Here is a 19,043-nt window from a genome sequence, read left to right as displayed (position 1 = left end):
TCGAAGCTGATCGAATACTAAAGTGGTGACAATCACAAGGGTGGCCACTGGAATGATTGAGAGAAGTCTTCACAATCTCTTGAAATGCCCGTTACCGGTAGGTATCTTCTGATAAGAGAACGGCAGGGCTGGGTGGTCGTGTGCTGGAGCCGGCGGGTTCGGTTCCAAGGGTTCTGCTCCCATCGACCCTGAAGGAGTTGCTTCTGCATAACGCGGTCAGTGTCCCTATCAATTGAGAACGAAGCACCCCCCGCGAAGGGAAACAGGACTGACATGCGAAAGCTCACTCAGAAGGCTCTGACCGCCGGCGCGGTCGCGGCCACCACTCTTGCCCTCACCGCCATGCCCGCCTCCGCGGCCGGCGGCTGGACGGCTTCTCCCGGTGGCGCCGTCACCGGGACCAACGCCGGCGCGATCCAGGCCGTCGACCTGAACACCGGGTCGCCCCTGGTCTGCACGAACTCGACGGCCACCGGCACCGTGGCGACCAGCGACGCCGACGGGATCGGCATCGCCTCGCTGAGCAGTGTGAACTTCTCGACGCCCGGCAACCCCAACAACTGGTGCGACGGCCCGACGGGGATCGTCGTCAAGGTGACCGCGATGGGCCTGCCGTGGTCCTTCGACGCCGACCCGGGCGGCTACGACGCGCTCACCGGAAAGACGACCGGCAAGCTGACGGGCGTCAAGGTCAAGCTCGAGAGCAACATCAACTGCACGGCGGAGATCACCGCGGCCGACGGCTCGGGCGCGTACATCTCCGGCGAGCACACGAATCCCACGAACCCCGGCGACCCCAGCACGCTCACCGTGTCGGGCGCCAACAACCTCGTCGTGACCAGCGTGACCGAGGCGACCTGCCCCGACACTCTGATCAACGTGGGCGACACGGCCGCCCTCATGGGCACCTACAACCTGTCCCCGGGCCAGACCATCTCGTACACCCCCTGACGAGGTGACGGCACCGTCCTGAACCGAAGCCGCACCCGGGCCTCCCGCCCGGGTGCGGCTCCGCCCCTGTCGATCAAGGATGTGAAATGCAGCGGATGTCCAGAACCGTCGCGCGGATCGCGGCGGTCGCGATCGTCGCCGTGGGCGGCGGCGCGTTGACGGCCGTCCCGCCGGCCATGGCGGACATCGGCGCGGACGTCCGGCTCACATGCTCTGGGAAGTCCGGAACGCACGAGGTGCGACTTCGGGTCGACTCGAACGTTCCGTCGACCGCGACCGTCGGCCAGCCGGTTCAACTGGGCACCATCAAGGTCGATGTAACCGTCCCCGCCGAGCTGGTGAAGGGCGTGCTGGCGACCGCGCCCGGCGGGGCACCGGCACCGCCGGTGACGGGGGCGCCCTCCACCGACGCGCCTTCCCCGGCGATCGGGGGCGTCGCAGAGATGCAGGTCGCCCTTCGGCAGCCCGGTGGTGACGGGCGCGGCGGATGGCCCGCCTTCGCCCTGGCGGCCACTTCGGCGCGCGACGGCGGGAACGTTCACCTGACCGGTAGCGGGGTGGCGCCGCCGGTGGTCCCCCAGGCGCCGGGCGGGCTCTCATGGACCACTCATGGCCTGGATCTGTCGCTGGTACCGGAGGACGTGGCGACGGGCGCCGGCGCGGCGGGGCTGGCGCTGCGATGCGCGGCGGAGAAGGAGACGGTGCTGGGTACGGTACGGGTCGGATCAGAGACCCGTTCTCCGACGCGCAGTGCTTTGACCGCGCCATCCACGCAGGCCGCCGCAGCGCCGGAGGAGAATCTGTGCGAAGTGCTCCCCGCCCCGGGAGAGGACCCTCGGTACGGCATCAATAATGATGCCGCGCTGCATGAGATCTTTGACAACCCGGAACGTCCCGATGGTCTGCGTGGTGTCGATGGCGAGGGGATACCGCAATGCGTCAAAGCGGTGGGGTTCGTGAACATCAAGAAAGCGGGCAACGCTGTCCCGGTGGCCGTCGAGAATCTGATACGGGCGCCGACCACCGATTACAAGCCCGCCAGCGTCTTCGGGCCTAACTACAGGGAACTGTGGGGTTACTTTATCAATCGCTCATACCCGACCCCTGGCACCGTTCTCGGTTTCGGGTTCATGCCGACGCGTGCGGTCGCGGAGACCATTCAGATCGGTGCCTCCGGGAAAGACGGCCCGATCACCGGTAACCTGCGAATTCGTGCTTTGAATAACCAGCGGTATGCCGCCAATGTCCTCAAGGATTCGGAGTTGCGGGCCAGATCGTACGTTCGCATCAAGGCGGGCGAGGTGGAAGTCAACGGACTGCCGATCGATCTCGGCGACAAATGCATGACCAGCCCGACCCTGTTCACCGGTGACGCTTTTCTGGGTAATCACCGGACGGGCGTGGCCTCCTACGATTTCGGTCAGACGCTCATCGTGCAGGATCTGAAGATCCCAGCCTTCTCCGGCTGCGGAGTGACCGAGGACCTCAGTCCCCTCCTGACTGCGAGCGTTTCAGGTTCGGGTAACTATGTGAATGCTGAAGCGGGGTTGTGGTGCAACCCCGTCACCGGACAAAACTGCGTGGACGGCGTGGCTCCCCCTCCTGAGACCTGGACCGTCAACCCGGGTGGAGAGATCGTCGCGACCACGAAGCCCGGGAAGCCGTTCGTCCTTGAGCGAAAGATCGGCACGCGGCGCAACGAGTTCCGCTGCAAGTCGATGGCCATGCGCTTCGATATGGAAGCTCGGCACTGGCAGTCGCGCTACAGGCTGGCCAAGGGCAGCCTGTCCGCTGAAGGCTGCACCGTGACGGACTACAACGGGATCGTCCACCCGATCAAGGTCACCCAGGAAGGTTCCCTGTGGCTGAATGTCGCAACCGATAAAGGTGGCGGCCAGGTGGCGCTGACCGTGAACGGTGTGGTGCTCAACGGCCGTGTCGACGACGCGAACTGCTCGCTGCGGATCAGTGGTGGCCTGACCGAGCGATTCTTCGGCCCCACTGTGGAGGGCCCCGGCACGATCAGCGGGATCTACGACAACGCGACCCATACCCTGTCCCTGGCAGGCTTGACCAGCCTGATTCCTTCACCCAAGTCGACCTGCAGATTCCCAGGGTTCGATTACGGGACGGTGTTCAGCGGCCAGGAAGGCGACTTCGTCTTCCCGCCGGGGCAGAAGATCACCCACCCCTAGCCGGCCGCGCTTCTCCGACCCGGGCTCCGCCGGGCCGAAGATTCCGCGCCGAGAATTCAGGGACCGGCCGCACTTGCCTGCACCACCCCAGCGCAGGTGCGGCTCGGCCGCCTCACCGCGGGCCGCTCCAGGCCCGCGGTGAGTGCGGAGGCGTCCCGGCTCCCGTATGAAAGGCGTTGACGTGAAAGGTCTGAAGTCGGTTCGAGCGTGGCGGTCCGTCCTCGCGGTGGTCGTCGCGGCGGGCACCGTCGGTGCCGCCGCGGTTCAGGCGGCGGCGGCGCCCGCGGACACGTGGACCGTCACGCCCGGCGGTGCCCTGACGGCGACCGCTCCGTTGCGGATCAGCAACGTGACCAGGGGATGGAACATCGACTGCGGCAGTGCGACGTTCACCGGTGCGGCGAAGACCGGTTCCGGGCTCTCGGGGAGCCAGCTCGTCGAGTTCGACAGCGTCTCCTTCGACGGCTGCTCCGGGCCGGATGGCGTCCAGTACACGGTCACCATGACCAGCGAAGTCCAACTGGACATGACCGCCGCCTCCTATGACCCCGCTACGGGCAAGACGAGCGGCGACCTGTTCGGCTTCCAGCTCAACCTGGTGGGGACGAACAGATGCCAGGCCGATATCGCCGATCCTGCCGGCGACCTCGGAAAGGCTGATGCCACGTTCACCAACAACGGGAGCGTGCTGGCCCTCGGTGGCGGGAACATGGGTGTGACCTTTGTGAATTTCGCCTGCCCGGGCGGCTTCATCGCGATCGGCGACCAGGTGGTGGTCACGACGCAACTGAGCGTGTCGCCGAGTCAGATCATTACCAGCCCTTAGCCGGATCGGGAAGAGTGGCCGCCGGTGGAAGAAGGTCGCTCGCCGGACTGCGGCGGGTGACAATATAAGGCATCTGTAAGGTGCCGCTTCTGGCAGCCGCTAACAAGGTCAAAAAATTGTTCACATTAGCGCGCTCGGGCGTATTGAACAGTCAATGTCCTGGTCCTATTCTCCGGTTAGGAATCAAGGATCTTCCCGTAGTGAAGTCCGTCTCACGGTTCCGCGTCAGTGGCGGTCAAGCCAGATCGTCCGGCGCTGCGATTCCGTTTCTGCCGGCACGAAGAAAGGACCGACCGGTGAAGTCCACCCGTTTCCGCAGGCGCAAGGCCCGGCTTGCGCTTCCCACCGCCGCCGCTGCCGCGGCGACGCTCGTCTTCGGCCTGGGCGCCTCGGCCGAGGCGGCGCCCGCCGCCAACCCGGACCCGATCCCGGCAAGCTTCGACTTCGCCGACTGCCCGCCCCTCCCGGAGGGGTCGGACCCGCACCTGTCGCGGTGCATCGTGGCCGTCATCACCAGCGGGAAGTTCCAGATCGGCAATTTCGATCAGGCGATCGAGAAGCCGATGCAGATCACGTACGCGAGCGCCTTCAACCCCTCGACCTTCAAGTTCACGACGGTCTTCGGGAAGCTCCGCGCGGAGAAGATGCTCGTCCAGGGCGGGCTGTTCGGTGACCCGCTCCTGACGGCCGTGTACGCCAGGCCGGAGTACGCCGGCACCTTCGAGACGCCGCCGAGCCTGGACTTCAGGATCAACGTCGGGCTGAAGGTCCGGCTCATCAACCCGTTCCTCGGATCCCACTGCACGGTCGGGACCGACAGCAACCCGATCAAGCTGAGCTTCACCACCGGGACCACGAACCCGCCGGCGCCCAACACCCCGATCAGCGGTGAGGCGGCGTCGATCGCGCGGCAGGACCCGCCGCCCGAGGTGCTGCAGGCCAAGCACGTCGACAACGCCTTCGCGGTGCCCGGTGCCAAGGGGTGCGTGTTCGGCGGCGGCGTCGCCGACTGGCTGATCAACCAGGTCGGCGGGTTCCCGGCGGCGGCCGGGACGAGCACCGTGATCCAGAACGAGTACATCGTCCAGAAGCTCTACGACCAGCTCTGACCCGGAGCGCCTGACCGGTCCGTGCCCGCGGGGACCCCGCGGGCACGGGTCCTTCACGCGACGGGAAGCCGACCACCCGGTCGGGTACGCCCCTCGAATTCGCGGCCTCCCATCACCTGACACCCCGCAGGAAGGAAACGGCCGACGTGTCAGAACAGGAAACGGCGCGATATCCGGTCCTCTCCCGGCGAAGGGCGATCGGCGCCGCGGGCGCCGGCGTGGTGCTCGGCGGAGCGCTCGCCCCGGCCGCTGCTGCGAGCCCGACCACGAGCCCGCAGGCAGGACTGACTGCTCGGCAGCGGGCCGTTGTGCTTCGGGTGGCCAGGGCCGGGGCGAACGTGCCGGTCAGATTTCCGAGTTTCGGAGAGGCGGGAACCGCTGAGGCCCGCGCGACGGCGGCTCGGCTGGACGCGGCCCTCGCACGGCTGGACCCCCGCCGGGCCGAGCGGGTCGCCGCGGCGGCTGACGCGCTGGCCGGACGCAGCGCGGCCCAGCGGGGGCGGGCACGGCTGCTCGCCGCCCTGGGACGTCTCGCCGACGATCCGGAGCACGCCGACGGCGCGCGCATGCTCGCCGCGCTCGCCATCGCGACCATCTCCCGGCATTTCGACCCGAACAGCGACTACCCCGCTTCGCTGTGGATCGGCGGGCTGCGCCACCTCAGCCGGCGGGGCAGGCCCGCTCACCCGATCCCGCACCTGGAGGCCCGGCGATGAAGTTCAGGCCGGACACCCAGGCGGCCCTCGAACGCGGCCGGGACGAGATCATCGAGCGTTACCTGCGGAGCGGCGACCCCAACATCGTCGGAGTCGGGATCAGCTTCCGGGTACGCGGCGGCAAGCGCACCGACGAACCGGTCGTCATGGTCCTCGTAGAGAAGAAGCGCCCGGCGGCGCTCGTCTCACTGCGGCGGCTGCTTCCCGAGAACGTCGAGATCGATGGCGTCCGATGGGGCATCGACGTGGTCGAGTCCGGTCCCGCGCCGTCGGTCGGCGTCGCCCAGAGTCCCGTCGCGCCGACGCTGGTGGCTGGGCCGATCAGCGAGGAGATGCGGCCGCCCCGGCAGGGATGCAGCATCTCCAACCAGGTCGCGGGTGACGGCACCGGCACCTACGGCGCGACCGTCGTCGACCTCACCGACAACACCAACGGCCTGCTGACCTGCAACCACGTGATCGGACGGATGAACGCGGGCCAGCCGGGCGAGGCGATCATCCAGCCCGGCTTCGCCGACACCTCCAACCGGAACGCGATCGCGACGCTGAAACGCCTGATCCCGATCGACCCGGTGACCGGCACCGACACCGACGCCGCCCTCGCTCAACTCGCCGGTGGCGTCGGAGCGACCGATCTGGTCGCCCGCGACCTGATGACGCCGATCGGACCGAGCCACCCGGCGGTCGGCCTCATCGTCGCCGGAAACCAGACCGGCGGCTGCTACATGACGGTCATGGACACCGTCTTGACCGGGTTGAACGTCAAACTGCTCGGCGCTACGTCCAGTTCGGCCGCGACCAAGGCCCCGCAGGTCGGCATGCACCTGGAAAAGGTCGGCCGTACCACCGCCTACTCGTCCTCCACCGTGATGAGCATCGGGAACACGGTGCGTGTCGACACCCGGAGCCCGCTCGGCGTCGTCGAGTATCGGAACCTGATCTACGCGCCGAGGTTCTGCCTCGCCGGGGACTCGGGCTCTGTGGCTTGCGAGGGCGGCGACGGGAAGACGTTCGTCGAGGTCCCGGACTCGCCCTGCCCCTTCCTCACCGAAGTCGGCACCTACTACGACCTCGACCTCGTCAGTGAGAACGACCTCGCGGACCAGGCCAGGGACGAGTTCTTCGCCCAGAGCGTCACCGGGAACCTGCTGATCCAGGCGACCTACCTCAACGCCGAGGTCGTGAAGAATCGGGTCGCCGACAAGACCGCGACCGAGGACGAGCTCTACTACGCGCAGGAGTTCCACCAGCGCAGCCGCGACTTCGTCGCCGAGGTCATCGCCGACCCGACGTCGACGGCGACGGTCACGCAGGCCCAGTTGGACGACACGACGTTCATCGTCGACGGCCTGACGCAGACGCTGATGACTCCCGAGGAGGCCGATGCCGCCTGGGTGCTGAACGACGAGGTGCTGTCCCAGACCCTCGGGATGAACCGCACCCAGATGATCGCCTACATGAACGATCAGGCCGTCGCCAAGAAGGTCTACGACACGATCGCGGCCGTGCCCACCATGGAACTGCATCCGCAGATCCCGCTCGACTGAGCGGAACGCCGTGGCATCTCTCGGCAAGCCAGGAGAGAGGGGCGTGCCGGCCGCCGGGCATGAGGCCGGCGCGCTCCTCCGGCCGCACTCCGCCGGTCGTACCGGCTATCCGGAACGGGTGGCCGGTCGGCTGACGGAACTCGCGCGGAGTCTTCCGCCCGCCGTCCGCCCGTCGGCCCTGGGACTCGTCCGGCGGCCCGGCAAACGCCTCCGGTCGACTCTGCTGGCCGCCTGCGCCGCATTCGGCGACCCCGACCCGAACCGGCTCGTCCGGCTGGGCGCGGTCGTCGAGCTGCTGCACATGGCGTCGCTCCTGCACGACGACGTGATCGACCGGGCCGCGACGCGGCGCGGTGCCCCGGCCGCCCACACGGTGATCGGCGCGGAGCCGGCCTCGCTCGCCGGGCTGGCCTGCTTCGCGCTCGCGGGCACCGAGGCCGCCGTCCTCGGCGACGGCGTCAGCCGGGCCGTGGCCGACACCGCGGCGGCGCTCGCCGCGGGCGAGATGCTCGACGTCGAGCGGGCCTTCGACGTCGAACTGTCGCTCGCCGACTACCTCGAACTCGTCCAGCGCAAGACCGGCGACCTGTTCCGGCTGACCTGCCTGCTCGGGGCCGCCGAAGCGGGCGTGCCCGCGAAACACGCCGGACGTCTGGCGCGGATCGGCACCGCCCACGGCGCGGCGTTCCAGATCCTGGACGACTGCCTCGACTTCGACCCGGCCGCCGGCGCCGCCGGGAAGCCGACCGGCAACGACCACCTGCTCGGGTTGTTCGGCGCCCCGATCGTCCTCGCTCTCCCGCAGGACGAGACCGGCGACCTCGCCCGCCTGCTGCTCCGCCCCGAACTCGATACCGCCGAGCTGGCGCGGATCCGCGCGCTGGTCATCGACCTCGGCGGGCTCGCCGCCGCGAAGGAGACCGCCCGCGACCTTCACCGGCAGACCATGGACGCCCTCACGGAACTGCCCGCCGGGAACGCCAGAGACCGGTTGGCGGACGTCGTCCGGCTCCCCCGGTGGGCCGAGTCGTGAGCGGCATGAGCGCGGTGGACGTGCTGGTCGTCGGGGCGGGCGTGGCGGGAGCCGTCACGGCGATCGCGCTGCGACGCAGGGGCGTCGGCACGCTCCTCGTCGGCCCGAACCGTGCCGCCGACGAGCCGGAGTACGACGTCCTGCTGAGTGGCCCCGCCATCGCGGGCCTGTCCTCCATCGGCGCGCTCGACCTCATCGCCCTCGAAGAGATCGGCGGAGTCGTGCTCCAGTGCGGGGAGGGCAGGCCACGCCCGTTCCCGGCGATGGGCAGTGCGGTCAGCACCGCGGAAAGGCTTCGCACGGGCCTCATCGAAGCGGTAGTGAACGCGGGCGCCACGCACGTGCGCGGGCGGGTCCTGCGGATCGACCGCACAGATGATGGGCGGCACCGGGCGGTCGTCCAGCCGGACGACGGCGCCCCGCGGGACGTCACCGCTCGGCACGTCGTCATCGCACACGGCGTCACCGGCGACGCGACCGGTGTCGCCGCCGTCCGGCGGTACTCAGGCGTGTCGCTGCGGTCGAAGGCCGTCACCATGCTCGCCGCGCCCTCGACCATCGACCCGCGCGAGCATCCGACGTACATCTGGGCCCTGCCGAGTGCCGCCGGTGATGCCGGGACGTGCACGGTCGGTGCCGCACGGCTGGGCGAGATCCGTCCCGAGGACGCGGGAGAGTTCCTCGACCGGGCGTGGCGAGAACTCTCCGGTGCAGACTCCGCGCTATGGGGCGGGACGCCGTGCGGCTCGACCGTCTCCGGTCCGCTCACAGCGGATTCACCCCGGACAACGCGGTCGTCGACGGGCGCCTCCGGGTGGGCGACGCGGCCGGGCTGGTCAACCCGTTCACCGGCGAGGGCCTCGGATACGCGGTCGAGAGCGGAGTGGCCGCCGCGCGCTGCATCACCGCCAATCTCCACGACCCCGAGCGCGCCGGGAAGGACTACCGGCGGCGCCTCGCCGCCTCCTACGTCGGCTACTTCGAGACGGCGCGGCACGCGGCCCGGCGCTACCACCTGACGTGGCGGGTCCTCGCGTCCACCGCCGACAGCGACCGCCCGTTCTTCGCGAAGGCGCGCCGAGCAGTGCTCTTCCCCGACGGCCTCGCCGGGCTGACGGCGGCCGAGCGGATGCTGCTGCCGGACGCGGAGGCGGCATCGCTGAAACCGTTCCTGGTCGCCTGCGACGAGGTCGCGGTGAGCGCGGTGCGCCGCGACTGGCCGTTCCTCGCCCGGCTGGTCGTCACGGCGGAGACGGCGTCCCACCAGCGGCTCCGCCCGGCCGTCCCGTTCTTCGCCGCGCTCGGGGCGGGAGGCCGCCCGCCCGACGTCGCGTGGGCGACCGTCGGCGCGGCGATCGAACTCGCCACGCTCGGCGCGCTGGCCTTCCTCGGGCCTTCCGCGCCCGCCCGGCGGGACGGCGGCCGGGCGGTCGACTGGGGGACCACCTCGGTGATCCTCGCCGGGGACTTCCTGCTCGCCCAGGCCGCACGGCTCGTCGCCACGTACGCCCCGGAGATCTCGTGGTCGTTCGCCGACTGGCTCTCCGACCTGACGGCGCTGCGCCTCGAACGCGTCACCGGACCTCCCGGCCCGGCGAACGTACCGGCGACCGCGCTGTTCGCCGCCCTGCTGGAGTTTCCCGCCCGGATCGGCGGCCAACTCGGCGGGGCCGCGCCACCGGTGGTGGACGCTTTGCGTGATTACGGGCGGCAATGCGGGCACGCGTTCCTGCACACCGAGGACGTGCTGGCACTCAGCGGCCGGACCGGACGGCTCGACTCAACCCTGGCGGCCATGCTCGAAGGCCGCATCTCAGCGATCACGGACCACCTCGCCGCCGACCAGGAGATCACGGCCGACCTGCTGAACCGAGACACCGGACTACGACTCCGCGCGATCAAAGCGGCGACCGCGGAGAGCGAGGCGGCGGAGCAGCGCGCCCTCACCGCCGCGGAGGCGGTGCCCGATCCCCGCGCGGCACGGATGCTCCGGGAGTTCGTCACCACCCTCACTCGGACGGACGGAGGTGAAAAGTCCCGCTGACAGCATCGACCGCATCATTCAGCCACCGCATAGGAGTTGTCATGCGTACTCTCTCGAACCGAGTGCTTCTGCTCTTCGCCTCCGCCGTACTCGCGGTATTCCAGTTCGGTGCGGTCGCCGCATCGGCCGACGAGTCCACCTGGACCGTAACCGACGGCGGGCGTACCAACGCCTATGGCAGCTTCGCGGCCCAGGATATGACGACCGGCGCGAGTGTGAGCTGTGGCAGTTCCGACATGATCGTGCGCTTTCGCGACGGAACGGGACTCAGCGGAAACGGCCTCATCATGATCACGTACGGGAACCTCGGCAACTGCAACGGGTCCGGGGTGCCGGTCGAGATCCACCCACGCGGTCTGCCGTGGAAGATGAACGCCACCTCCTATGATGCGCAGACCGGGACGACAACGGGCACGCTGACCAGCGACGACGCCGCCGGCATCAGCGTGGTGGCGAGCGCCGACTCCGTCGGGTGCGAGGTGGCGGCCGGCGGGCCCGGAACCGCCAAGGGGGAGATCCAGGCCACCTATGAGAACCCGACGGGGCAGCTCGTCTTCTCTGACACCAACCTGGTCATCACATCCGTCGGTCTGGGCTGCGGCGGGTTGCTCAACGTGGGTGACCCGATAATGCTCTACAGCCAATACTCCGTCTGGCCCGTTCCGACAATTACGAACCCGTAGAAGTGCCCCGTCCTTTCACGTGCTGGACGAGCGGCATTCGGGCACCGGCAGGCTCGGTCCGGCTGCCGGTGCCGGAATATCGGCGCCCGTTATCGTCGCACCTTGACCGGACGTGGAGGGAGCGGGATGGTGTCGAGGGGGGAGTGCGGACACGGACATCGTCCGAGACGCGGCGGAGTCGGCCGTGGCCGCCGGTTCTCGATGCTGCTGCGACCGACGCGGCCGGCCCGGGGAGTGCTGCTCATGAGTCCCGATGACATCCCCGACGAACTCCCTGAGGGTGCGTACATCGCTCGGCAGACCTGGCGCAGCAATCTGCCGATCGTGGTCATCCTCGGCGCCGTGGACGCGTTCGTGCTCTACCAGGCCATCCGGAATCCCGGGCTCGGGGCCAGCATCGCACTCACCGGGTTCGGCGGGATGACCGCGATAGTCGGCTTTTTCGTGGCGAGGTCGGTGCGTCGCGGGGAGGTTTCGTTCGCGGTGGACGCGCGCAGCGTCTACTTCGGCTACACCGCCGAAGACGCTGAGCCGGAGCTGATTCCGTGGTCATGGATCGACTGCGTCGTGACCTTCGACCGGATCGTGCGTAGCGGCAGGCAGAGAACACGCCATCGCTATGTGGGGGTCGAGCTCAACGCCGCCGGCGTCACCGCCCGGATGAGCTGTTTGCCCAGGCCGCCGGAACTGTCTCCGCCGACCGTCGCGGAGGAGCAGTTCAAGGAGGCCGTCTTCGGTCCCTGGATGCGCCGCATGGGCGCCGAGCCGTCGCTGGCATCGCAAAGGATCCAGGGCTGGCGGCTGGACGGGGAAAGCCTGGCCGAGGCGGTCGTGCGCTACTCGCCCGATACGCCCATCGCGGAGCGGCCCACGCGCCGAGATCCTGGCATCGCGGGCGTCGCGGCCGCGGCCTGGGAGATGGGCAAGAACCTCAAACGGCTCTCTGAACAGGACGACTACAGGAACGACGACGACCGCCAGTGACGATGCCGCCGGAGTCGACAACTCAGCCTCGCCCAGCGGACGATGAGGAACCCGTAGGAGTGGCATGGCAACCGCAGCCTTGAGGGACCGGATCCCGTTCGAGACCAGCCGCCCGTGGGTCATCGGGGCCGTGCTCCTGTGCGCGGTCGGGACGCTCGGGGCGGTCGCCAATTCCGCACGCCCCAGGGGTGACGTCGGTCGGGCGGCCGGGTTCGCGGACGTCCTGCGCATCAACCCGGGTGTGGTGTCGGCCGAGCAGGCCGCCGTGGTCGCGGTGGTGACGGTCGCCGGGTTCGCGGCGATGTGGTGGTCGCTGCGCCGGAGCTGGCCGTGGCTGCTGGTCGCGGGGGTGGTGCTAACGCTCCCCACCGAGTTCGTGTACGTCGTGGCCCGGAACGAGATGCACACCGGCGCGGCCTGGTTCTACTACGGCTCGGTCACGGCCGGAGCGCAGCTGGTGTTGTTAGGGACGCTGGCCGCCGGGCTCCGGCTCGTCCACATCGGGGCGCCCGGCGCGGGCGCGATCCTGATCGGGGCGGGAGTCGGCGCGCAGGTCTTCGGCGCGTCCACTGACGTGTGGATCGCGCACATCGCGATCCTACGGCCCGGCGGCTACCCGCTCGACTTCGCCGAGGCCATCCAAATCCTGCTTCATCTGGCGTTCCTGGCCACCGCGATCGGCGGCGCGCTCTTGGCGCTGGGCCTGTACTACCGCTACGACAAACGGTCCGAGCTGGCCGCACCGTCCGACGACGCCGAGCCCGCGATGGGCGTCCGAACGGCGATCGCGGGCTCAGCGGCGGTCATCGCTTTCATCCCGGCCGCCGGCATGGAGACGATCAAGGGCGGCTTCGGCGTCGCCGCGTGCTGGCTGCTGCTGGGAGCGGGCCTCGTGGCCGCTGCGCTGGCGGGACTTCGCGCGGCGGCCGGTACCGTCGTCGCCTCGGCCGTCGTCATCGGGATCTCCGGTCCGGCGAGCGCGCTGATCCAGGGGCGGTATCCGAGCTACGTCGGAATGTGGTTCATGGTGGCCTTCGGCGTCGTGGTGGGCGCCGCCGCCGCGTTCCCGTCCTGGCGCCACTGGGCCGCCCTCACCGGATGCGCCTCGTGTGCCGCCGTCCTCGCCGTGACCATGCTTTTCCGTCCGGACGGCATCACGGTCCTCATGCTCGCCCTGCTCTCCGCCACTGTCACTGTCGCGATCGCTTCGCTCGGTGTCTGGCTGACCCAGGACGGCCTTTCCCCGGCCGTCCTGGGCCCGTTGATGTTCGCGACCGTCATCGGTGCCTGCGGCCTGCTCGGCGACTGGCAGGGAACCGGCCGCCGGGGACCGAACGCGGAGCTGTTCCGCGAACCCGGCCACCTCTGGCTCTACACCGTCCTCTTGCTTCTGGCGGGCCTCGCCGTCGTCGCCCTCGACCGCTGGCGACCACGTCCCACCGAAGACTGACGCGCCTTCGCCGTCAGCGATCGCCGGTATGCGCGGAGGTGTTCGCCTTGAGCGACGTCCCGTCGTGCGTGCCGTCTCGCGGACGCGGCGGAGTCGGAGCGCCCTCGAACGCCTTGGCGCGGCCGTCCTCGCGGTTCTCGGGACGTGCCGTATGCGGCACCTCGAACCACACACGCAGCCGACCGTCGTCGAGCTGCTCGAACCCCCACGACTTGGCGAGCATCGACAGGATGGGCAGGCCGCGCCCGTGCTCGCCGTGCGGATCGTCCCGGTGATGCGGGACGGTGTTGCCGCCCTCATCCGTGACCTCGATCCGGATGTTGGCCGTGTCCACGTAGGCGTCCACCTCCACGAGGTGGCCCGTCCCGTGGACGATCGCGTTCGTCAGCGTCTCCGACAGCAGCAGGATGCTGTCATCGCAGGCGCTGTGCGTCGCGCCGAGCAGCGGTTCGAGCCGCCCGAGCAGCCACCGCCGTCCGTTGGCCACGTTCTTTCGCGCGGACGGGATGACGCACGTCCCCAAGTGCTTCATCGGGCCCGCACCGCCCACGCGACCCGGGCCGCGGCCTCGGCCACGTCCCCGGTGATGCTCCACTGGTCGCCGAAGGCGTAGAGCCATCGTCCCCGGTGGTCGACCGCCGCGACCCCGAGCCACTTGCGCGGCCAGGCCCGCTCCGGCACCCACAGCACCGCCTCACCCCGCGACGGGTGGACGAGCATGGAGGTGCACTGCTGACGTTCTCCCAGCTTGAGACAGAGATCAGCCAGGAGGCCGAACCGCACCGCGTGCGGCCGCTGATCCGCTGACATCGTCGGACGCCCCTTCTCCAGGCACGCGAACGACCACGATTCACCCGACTTTCTTGTGTGATCGTCCATACACCGTGCGTAATTTTCGCTACGGTCAGAGCATGAAGCGGACGGCCTGAGTTTGTAAACCCATAGAAGTGAACTCGCTCAAAGAATCATGGTCCGCTCGATGGGCATATACGAAGTGGAGGTATGAACGTGGCAAGTCGGACGAGTCCCACGGTCCGCAGGCGGCGCCTCGCGTCTGAAATGCGGAGACTGCGCAGAGAGTCGGGAAAGACCCGCGAAGAGGCGGCCAGGTTCGCGGACATCGCCCCCGCCACGGTCAGCCGCATCGAGGCCGCCGTCCACGCGCCGAAGGTCGCCGACATCATGGCGCTCTGCAAGTTCTACAGCCTGGACGACGAACGCACCGAGGTTCTCATCACCCTCGCCCGTCAGAGCCGCCAACGCGGCTGGTGGCACCAGTACTCCGGTTCGATACCCGACTGGTTCGAGGTCTACGTCGGCCTCGAAGAGGAAGCGTCGGAGATCCTCACATACGAGTCTGAGCACGTACCGGGGCTGTTCCAAACTGATGACTACATCAGGGCACTGCTCAACGCCGGGCTCCGAACGTTGCCCGACGAAGAGGTAAACCGTCGAGTTGATCTGCGACTGAAAAGACAAGAACGCCTCATCGGCAAGGACGCTCCCAAAGTCTGGGCTGTCCTCAACGAAGCAGTGATCCGACGGCAGGTCGGTGGCCGGGAGACGATGCGTGATCAGCTTCAGCGACTCTGCGAGTTGGCGAAGCTCGACCACATCAACATCGTGATCCTCCCTTTCTCGGCGGGTGCACACCCCGCCATGGAAGGCTCTTGCCACGTCTTGCGGTTCCCGGAACCCGCCGATCCTGATGTCGCATATGTCCAATATCGACTGGGAAGTATCTACCTGGAAGATCCATCGGAGGTTGAGGAGTACATCAACCTCTTCGACCACCTGCGGTCCCGCGCAGTAGGGCCAGACGAGTCTCTTCAGCTGATCGCTAAGGTGGCGAACGAAGTCTCTTAGGAAACGCTAGACAGGAGTCTGGGGTCACCATGAGGTACTCAGATGTGCGGTGGCGCAAGAGTAGTCGCAGTGGCGAGCAGGGCAACTGTGTGGAGGTTGGGGCCTGGTGCAAGAGCACGCGCAGCACTGACCAAGGGCACTGTGTTGAAGTCGGTGTACACCCAGTGGATACCGGCAGTGGAGGGGGCTCCGTACGAGTTAGCCCGTGGAAGGCGAGCAGTCACAGCACTCAGCAAGGTAACTGTGTTGAGGTGGCCTCAGAGCGGGCGGTAGTGCTGGCGCGGGACTCCAAGGATCCGGACGGGCCGGTACTCGGCTTTGGTGCCGACGCCTGGGCTGCGTTCCTCAACACCGTGAAGAGCGGGCGCCTCGACCTTGCTTGACGCCATCCCGCGTCCCGTCCAATCCAGGCAGTAGCCGCTGGCCGCTACAGTCACGCCTGAGCACTGTCCTGGACGTCATTACGGCGTCCAGGACAGCTCTACCTCCCCACATGGGTACCGCGACTCAGCCGCACACTGTGCCGTAGAACCAGGTGGGGAGGCGCTATGGACAACAGCAACATCGTCTGGCGCAAAAGCAGCCGCAGCACTGATGAGGGCAACTGCCTCGAAGTGGCCCGCTGGCGCACAAGCAGCTACAGCGCACAAGAGGGTGAATGTGTCGAGGTCGGGGCGTGGCTGAAGAGTAGCCGCAGCACAGGCAATGGCGGCAACTGTGTGGAGGTTGCGGCGGAGGCGGCGGTGGTGCTGGCGCGGGACTCCAAGGATCCGGACGGGCCCGTGTTGGGGTTCGGGGCCGGCGCTTGGGCCGCCTTCCTCGACATCGTCAAGAGCGGGCGCCTTGACCTGTCCTGACGTGCGCCGCGCGTCACGCCCTCTCGGCAGATTCGCCTTGGCCGCTGCCGCCGCTCGCAAGCACCGTCCCGGACATGATCACGAGGTGGGCCGACGCCTCTCCCCGCCCCCAGCGCGCTGCCGCACGCCCGCCGACGGGGCCGGTGGTTCGTTGACTTGCGGCGTGTTGTCCTTATGGGCGGCCGTTTAAGGGCAACACGCCGCAAGTCAACGATGCGGTGTGGGGGATGTGCGCCTCCGGGACGTGGGTGTTTGTTCTTGGGGCGTGGCTTGTTGTCCGCGGCTCGGTTGGCTTGCCATTTGGCGGCGAAGGCGCGGGCGAACAGGTTGATGGTGGGTGGGGGCGGTGGACGTCCAGGCGGGGGACTGCGAGGGTCAGTGTTCCGCTTCTGTTGGGGTGGGGCCGGCTTTCAGGAGTCAGGGGATGAGCGCCGCCATTTCGAGGAATGCGGCGTCCCGGCCGGTGAACGTCCAGTTCGCTACGTGGGTGGTGTTGTCGTCGCGCCGAGCGGGGCGTTGGCGGGGGGCGGGTCGGTGTGGAGCAGTGTGTTGCTGGCCAGTGCGGATATGTCGCCCATCTACTCCCAGCGGTGCTTGACCCGCTTGCGTTCCAGCACGTGGGGGAGCGTGCGGGCGGCCAGGTCTGGTGAGCTGGGTGTAGTCGGCGTGCCGGGCCTGGACGTGTTCGAAGGGCAAGTTGAGCCAGCTGTTCGCCTCTGCCGTCCAGGGGAGGCTAGGGGTGTCGTCGGTGGCGCGGGGTTGATCGCGGCCTTCCAGTGCAGCGACCGAACCTCCGGGCCGTCGTCGGTGTCGGGGTGCGGGCTTGGGGGCGGGCTTGGAGAGCAACCGGTCGTCCGGAGTGTGGGCGGTCGCGGTGATGGCGGCGTGGTTGGGTGCGGGTGCGGGCTCGGCGCGGTGGACGGGGCCGGGGTGCGGCTCGATCGAGCGGCCGTGGCGGTGTCAGGTGTGGCGGGGCTCGCGGCCGTTCGCCATTCCAGCACGCGGACGGCTGTCCGGCGCGGCCTTCATGATCGGCAGGTCTGCGTGGACCCGGTTCTTGATCATGTCACGCGCCGGTAGCCGTTACGTGGCGTAATGACGGAATTGTGCCTAAAGATCCCACTGGGGTGGGGGCGGGGTCGTCCGCCCGGATGGGGTCGCGGGGGCGCCGGGGCCGTGCGGGTGCGCTTCGGATTGTCTCCGGGTGATCAATGAATAGGGTCGTTTTTGTTGCCGGGTGAGTGTTCCCGGCATTCGGGGTCTGAAGATCTTTCTTTAATGGTGTGCGGCGGGTGCGGGGTGGGTTACCTTTTATTTGGGGCAATTCCTTTGACCTCGTGAAGGGGAGAGCGGATGACGAAGACCCTCGCTGGGGGAGGGGGTCGTCCTGGGGCGCTGCCGCCGCAGGTCATCGCGATTCTGAGCGCCGAGCTGCCCACGCTCGCCGGGGAGATCATCGAGGAGATCCGGCGGTCGGTCCCGGAGTACTCGCGGCAGGACGGGCCGACGACTCCGGCCGGTTTCCGGGTCACCGTCGAGCAGGCCATGACCGCCTTTCTCGACCAGGTCTCCGGTGGCAGCGGCGCCCACGAGCGCCGCGACGAACTGTGCCGGGAACTCGGCCGCGGCGTGGCCTACCAGGGGCGCACCCTCGACTCGCTCCAGGCCGCCTACCGGGTCGGCGTTCAGGTCGCGTGGCGGCGGGTCGCGGCCGTCGCGCGGGAGCGGCGGCTGCCCGCCGAGGTCATGTCCCGGCTGGCCGAGGCCCTCTTCGCCTACATCGACGAGCTGGCCTCCCTGTCGGTCGAGGGCTATCTGGAGGTTCGCTCGTCCGCTGATGAGCCGCCCGGCGACCATCGGCTGCTGCGGATGGTGCTCGGGCCGGGAGCGGCGACCGGCGCGCTCGCCGGGGCCGCCGCCGCGTCCGGGTGGGACGTCCCCGACACCGTGGCGATGGTCGCGCTGCCGGCCGGGGCGCGCTGCTTCCGGGAGGCGATGGACGCCGACGTGCTGGTGAACCTCGCGGACGCCGAACCCCACCTGCTGATCCCCGGCGGATACGGGCCCGAGCGCGGGGCGATGCTGGGCCGCGCGCTGCCCGAACGCCGGTTCGCGGTGGGCCTCACCGTCCCGCTGGGGGAGGCCGCCGACTCGCTGCGGTGGGCGCGGCGGGCCCTCGCCCTCGTGGACGCGGGGCTGCTGGAGGACGGCGGGCCGACGTTGTGCGAACGTCATCTGCTGGAGCTGTGGCTGCTGTCGGACGGTCCGCTGCTCGACCAGCTCGCCCGGCGTGAATTGGCCGCACTGTCCCATCTGCCGCGGACGCGGCGTATGCGCATGACCGAAACCCTCGGGGCATGGCTGGAGGCACAGGGGAACGCGGTGGAGGCGGCCCGCCGGCTCCGGCTGCACCCGCAGACCGTCCGCTACCGGATGCGCCAGATCAGTGCGACATTCGACCGGCAGCTCACCGATCCGGCGGCGCGTTTCGTGCTCGACGCGGTGCTGCGCGCCCACCGGCTACGGGAGCGGGGCGCCCCGTGAAATGAGCGCGTCCCAATTGGACGCTGAATGTGGCCATGAGGCCACACACTGCTGATTTTACGTTTCATTTACCTTGACGCGCCCTATTTGATCTAAGTTCAATGTGCTTCAGCTCACTGATTGCGGGGGGTGTGCAGGGGTCCCCCGCTCGGCGCGCCCTCGGTGTTACGCCATACGGTCGACCGTCCGGACGGCCGGGTGCCCCCGCCCGGCGCCATGCCCCGGTCCGCGACGTCGG

17 protein-coding genes are annotated in these 19,043 nt (G+C 68.8%); 15 read left to right on the top strand and 2 right to left on the bottom strand.

Annotated features, from left to right (window positions below; genetic code table 11):
• The first annotated feature begins 273 nt into the window (after window positions 1–273).
• The 11 genes from HUT06_RS35230 to HUT06_RS35180 all read left to right on the top strand — a co-directional run bounded on the left by HUT06_RS35230 (window position 274) and on the right by HUT06_RS35180 (window position 13,538).
• Window positions 274–951 (top strand): hypothetical protein, encoded by a 678-nt coding sequence (locus tag HUT06_RS35230; RefSeq protein WP_176199668.1) that lies wholly within the window; start codon window positions 274–276, stop codon window positions 949–951.
• Window positions 952–1,037: 86 nt separating this feature from the next.
• Window positions 1,038–3,146 carry a hypothetical protein gene (locus HUT06_RS35225; RefSeq protein WP_176199667.1) on the top strand — a complete coding sequence of 703 codons (2,109 nt, stop codon included), beginning with the start codon at window positions 1,038–1,040 and terminating at the stop codon, window positions 3,144–3,146.
• Between the two features lie 181 nt (window positions 3,147–3,327).
• Entirely contained in the window at window positions 3,328–3,972 is a 645-nt protein-coding gene (locus HUT06_RS35220) for a hypothetical protein (protein ID WP_176199666.1), read from the top strand.
• Between the two features lie 296 nt (window positions 3,973–4,268).
• The gene (locus HUT06_RS35215; protein WP_176199665.1) at window positions 4,269–5,081 is read left to right on the top strand and encodes a hypothetical protein; all 813 of its coding nucleotides are present in this window, start codon (window positions 4,269–4,271) and stop codon (window positions 5,079–5,081) included.
• 338 nt (window positions 5,082–5,419) lie between these two features.
• Window positions 5,420–5,797 carry a hypothetical protein gene (locus tag HUT06_RS35210; protein WP_176199664.1) on the top strand — a complete coding sequence of 126 codons (378 nt, stop codon included), beginning with the start codon at window positions 5,420–5,422 and terminating at the stop codon, window positions 5,795–5,797.
• Window positions 5,794–7,344 carry a hypothetical protein gene (locus HUT06_RS35205; RefSeq protein WP_176199663.1) on the top strand — a complete coding sequence of 517 codons (1,551 nt, stop codon included), beginning with the start codon at window positions 5,794–5,796 and terminating at the stop codon, window positions 7,342–7,344. The genes HUT06_RS35210 and HUT06_RS35205 overlap by 4 nt, the downstream gene beginning before the upstream one ends.
• Before the next feature lie 118 nt (window positions 7,345–7,462).
• Window positions 7,463–8,377, top strand: a complete 915-nt coding sequence (locus HUT06_RS35200) for a polyprenyl synthetase family protein (RefSeq protein WP_254715550.1) — start codon at window positions 7,463–7,465, stop codon at window positions 8,375–8,377.
• A gap of 724 nt (window positions 8,378–9,101) precedes the next feature.
• Window positions 9,102–10,421, top strand: coding sequence for a hypothetical protein (locus HUT06_RS35195; protein ID WP_176199661.1), 1,320 nt, complete (start codon window positions 9,102–9,104; stop codon window positions 10,419–10,421).
• A gap of 62 nt (window positions 10,422–10,483) precedes the next feature.
• Window positions 10,484–11,104: a hypothetical protein gene (locus HUT06_RS35190; RefSeq protein ID WP_176199660.1), complete on the top strand. Its 621-nt coding sequence runs from the start codon at window positions 10,484–10,486 to the stop codon at window positions 11,102–11,104.
• A 243-nt stretch (window positions 11,105–11,347) separates the two neighbouring features.
• Window positions 11,348–12,088 (top strand): hypothetical protein, encoded by a 741-nt coding sequence (locus HUT06_RS35185; protein ID WP_176199659.1) that lies wholly within the window; start codon window positions 11,348–11,350, stop codon window positions 12,086–12,088.
• 64 nt (window positions 12,089–12,152) lie between these two features.
• A complete protein-coding gene (locus tag HUT06_RS35180) occupies window positions 12,153–13,538 on the top strand; it encodes a hypothetical protein (protein ID WP_176199658.1) in 1,386 nt (461 codons plus the stop codon).
• A gap of 13 nt (window positions 13,539–13,551) precedes the next feature.
• On the opposite strand, the gene HUT06_RS35175 is transcribed toward HUT06_RS35180, so the two are convergent.
• Both HUT06_RS35175 and HUT06_RS35170 read right to left on the bottom strand, forming a co-directional pair.
• On the bottom strand, window positions 13,552–14,070 hold the full coding sequence (locus HUT06_RS35175; protein ID WP_176199657.1) for an ATP-binding protein: 519 nt from the start codon (window positions 14,068–14,070) through the stop codon (window positions 13,552–13,554).
• On the bottom strand, window positions 14,067–14,348 hold the full coding sequence (locus tag HUT06_RS35170) for a hypothetical protein (protein WP_176199656.1): 282 nt from the start codon (window positions 14,346–14,348) through the stop codon (window positions 14,067–14,069). Before HUT06_RS35170 ends, HUT06_RS35175 begins: the two co-directional genes overlap by 4 nt.
• Before the next feature lie 192 nt (window positions 14,349–14,540).
• Between HUT06_RS35170 and HUT06_RS35165 the strand changes: the two genes are divergently transcribed.
• The 4 genes from HUT06_RS35165 to HUT06_RS35150 all read left to right on the top strand — a co-directional run bounded on the left by HUT06_RS35165 (window position 14,541) and on the right by HUT06_RS35150 (window position 18,805).
• Window positions 14,541–15,404 (top strand): helix-turn-helix transcriptional regulator, encoded by an 864-nt coding sequence (locus HUT06_RS35165; RefSeq protein WP_302931861.1) that lies wholly within the window; start codon window positions 14,541–14,543, stop codon window positions 15,402–15,404.
• Between the two features lie 29 nt (window positions 15,405–15,433).
• Window positions 15,434–15,787 carry a DUF397 domain-containing protein gene (locus HUT06_RS35160; RefSeq protein WP_176199654.1) on the top strand — a complete coding sequence of 118 codons (354 nt, stop codon included), beginning with the start codon at window positions 15,434–15,436 and terminating at the stop codon, window positions 15,785–15,787.
• Window positions 15,788–15,952: 165 nt separating this feature from the next.
• On the top strand, window positions 15,953–16,261 hold the full coding sequence (locus HUT06_RS35155) for a DUF397 domain-containing protein (RefSeq protein WP_176199653.1): 309 nt from the start codon (window positions 15,953–15,955) through the stop codon (window positions 16,259–16,261).
• Between the two features lie 1,353 nt (window positions 16,262–17,614).
• On the top strand, window positions 17,615–18,805 hold the full coding sequence (locus HUT06_RS35150; protein WP_176199652.1) for a helix-turn-helix domain-containing protein: 1,191 nt from the start codon (window positions 17,615–17,617) through the stop codon (window positions 18,803–18,805).
• The last annotated feature ends 238 nt before the right edge of the window (window positions 18,806–19,043 follow it).

The organism is Actinomadura sp. NAK00032, assembly GCF_013364275.1.
Lineage (GTDB): Bacteria > Actinomycetota > Actinomycetes > Streptosporangiales > Streptosporangiaceae > Spirillospora.
This window is presented reverse-complemented; position numbering and strand designations above follow the sequence as displayed.

Bases quoted from the DNA above. Each gene is read 5' to 3' on its own strand.
- HUT06_RS35150 (WP_176199652.1), top strand. From the start codon at position 17,615: ATGACGAAGACCCTCGCTGGGGGAGGGGGTCGTCCTGGGGCGCTGCCG.
- HUT06_RS35160 (WP_176199654.1), top strand. From the start codon at position 15,434: ATGAGGTACTCAGATGTGCGGTGGCGCAAGAGTAGTCGCAGTGGCGAG.
- HUT06_RS35185 (WP_176199659.1), top strand. From the start codon at position 11,348: ATGAGTCCCGATGACATCCCCGACGAACTCCCTGAGGGTGCGTACATC.
- HUT06_RS35230 (WP_176199668.1), top strand. From the start codon at position 274: ATGCGAAAGCTCACTCAGAAGGCTCTGACCGCCGGCGCGGTCGCGGCC.
- HUT06_RS35165 (WP_302931861.1), top strand. From the start codon at position 14,541: ATGAACGTGGCAAGTCGGACGAGTCCCACGGTCCGCAGGCGGCGCCTC.
- HUT06_RS35170 (WP_176199656.1), bottom strand. From the start codon at position 14,348: ATGTCAGCGGATCAGCGGCCGCACGCGGTGCGGTTCGGCCTCCTGGCT.
- HUT06_RS35155 (WP_176199653.1), top strand. From the start codon at position 15,953: ATGGACAACAGCAACATCGTCTGGCGCAAAAGCAGCCGCAGCACTGAT.
- HUT06_RS35180 (WP_176199658.1), top strand. From the start codon at position 12,153: ATGGCAACCGCAGCCTTGAGGGACCGGATCCCGTTCGAGACCAGCCGC.
- HUT06_RS35205 (WP_176199663.1), top strand. From the start codon at position 5,794: ATGAAGTTCAGGCCGGACACCCAGGCGGCCCTCGAACGCGGCCGGGAC.
- HUT06_RS35225 (WP_176199667.1), top strand. From the start codon at position 1,038: ATGCAGCGGATGTCCAGAACCGTCGCGCGGATCGCGGCGGTCGCGATC.
- HUT06_RS35175 (WP_176199657.1), bottom strand. From the start codon at position 14,070: ATGAAGCACTTGGGGACGTGCGTCATCCCGTCCGCGCGAAAGAACGTG.
- HUT06_RS35195 (WP_176199661.1), top strand. From the start codon at position 9,102: ATGGGGCGGGACGCCGTGCGGCTCGACCGTCTCCGGTCCGCTCACAGC.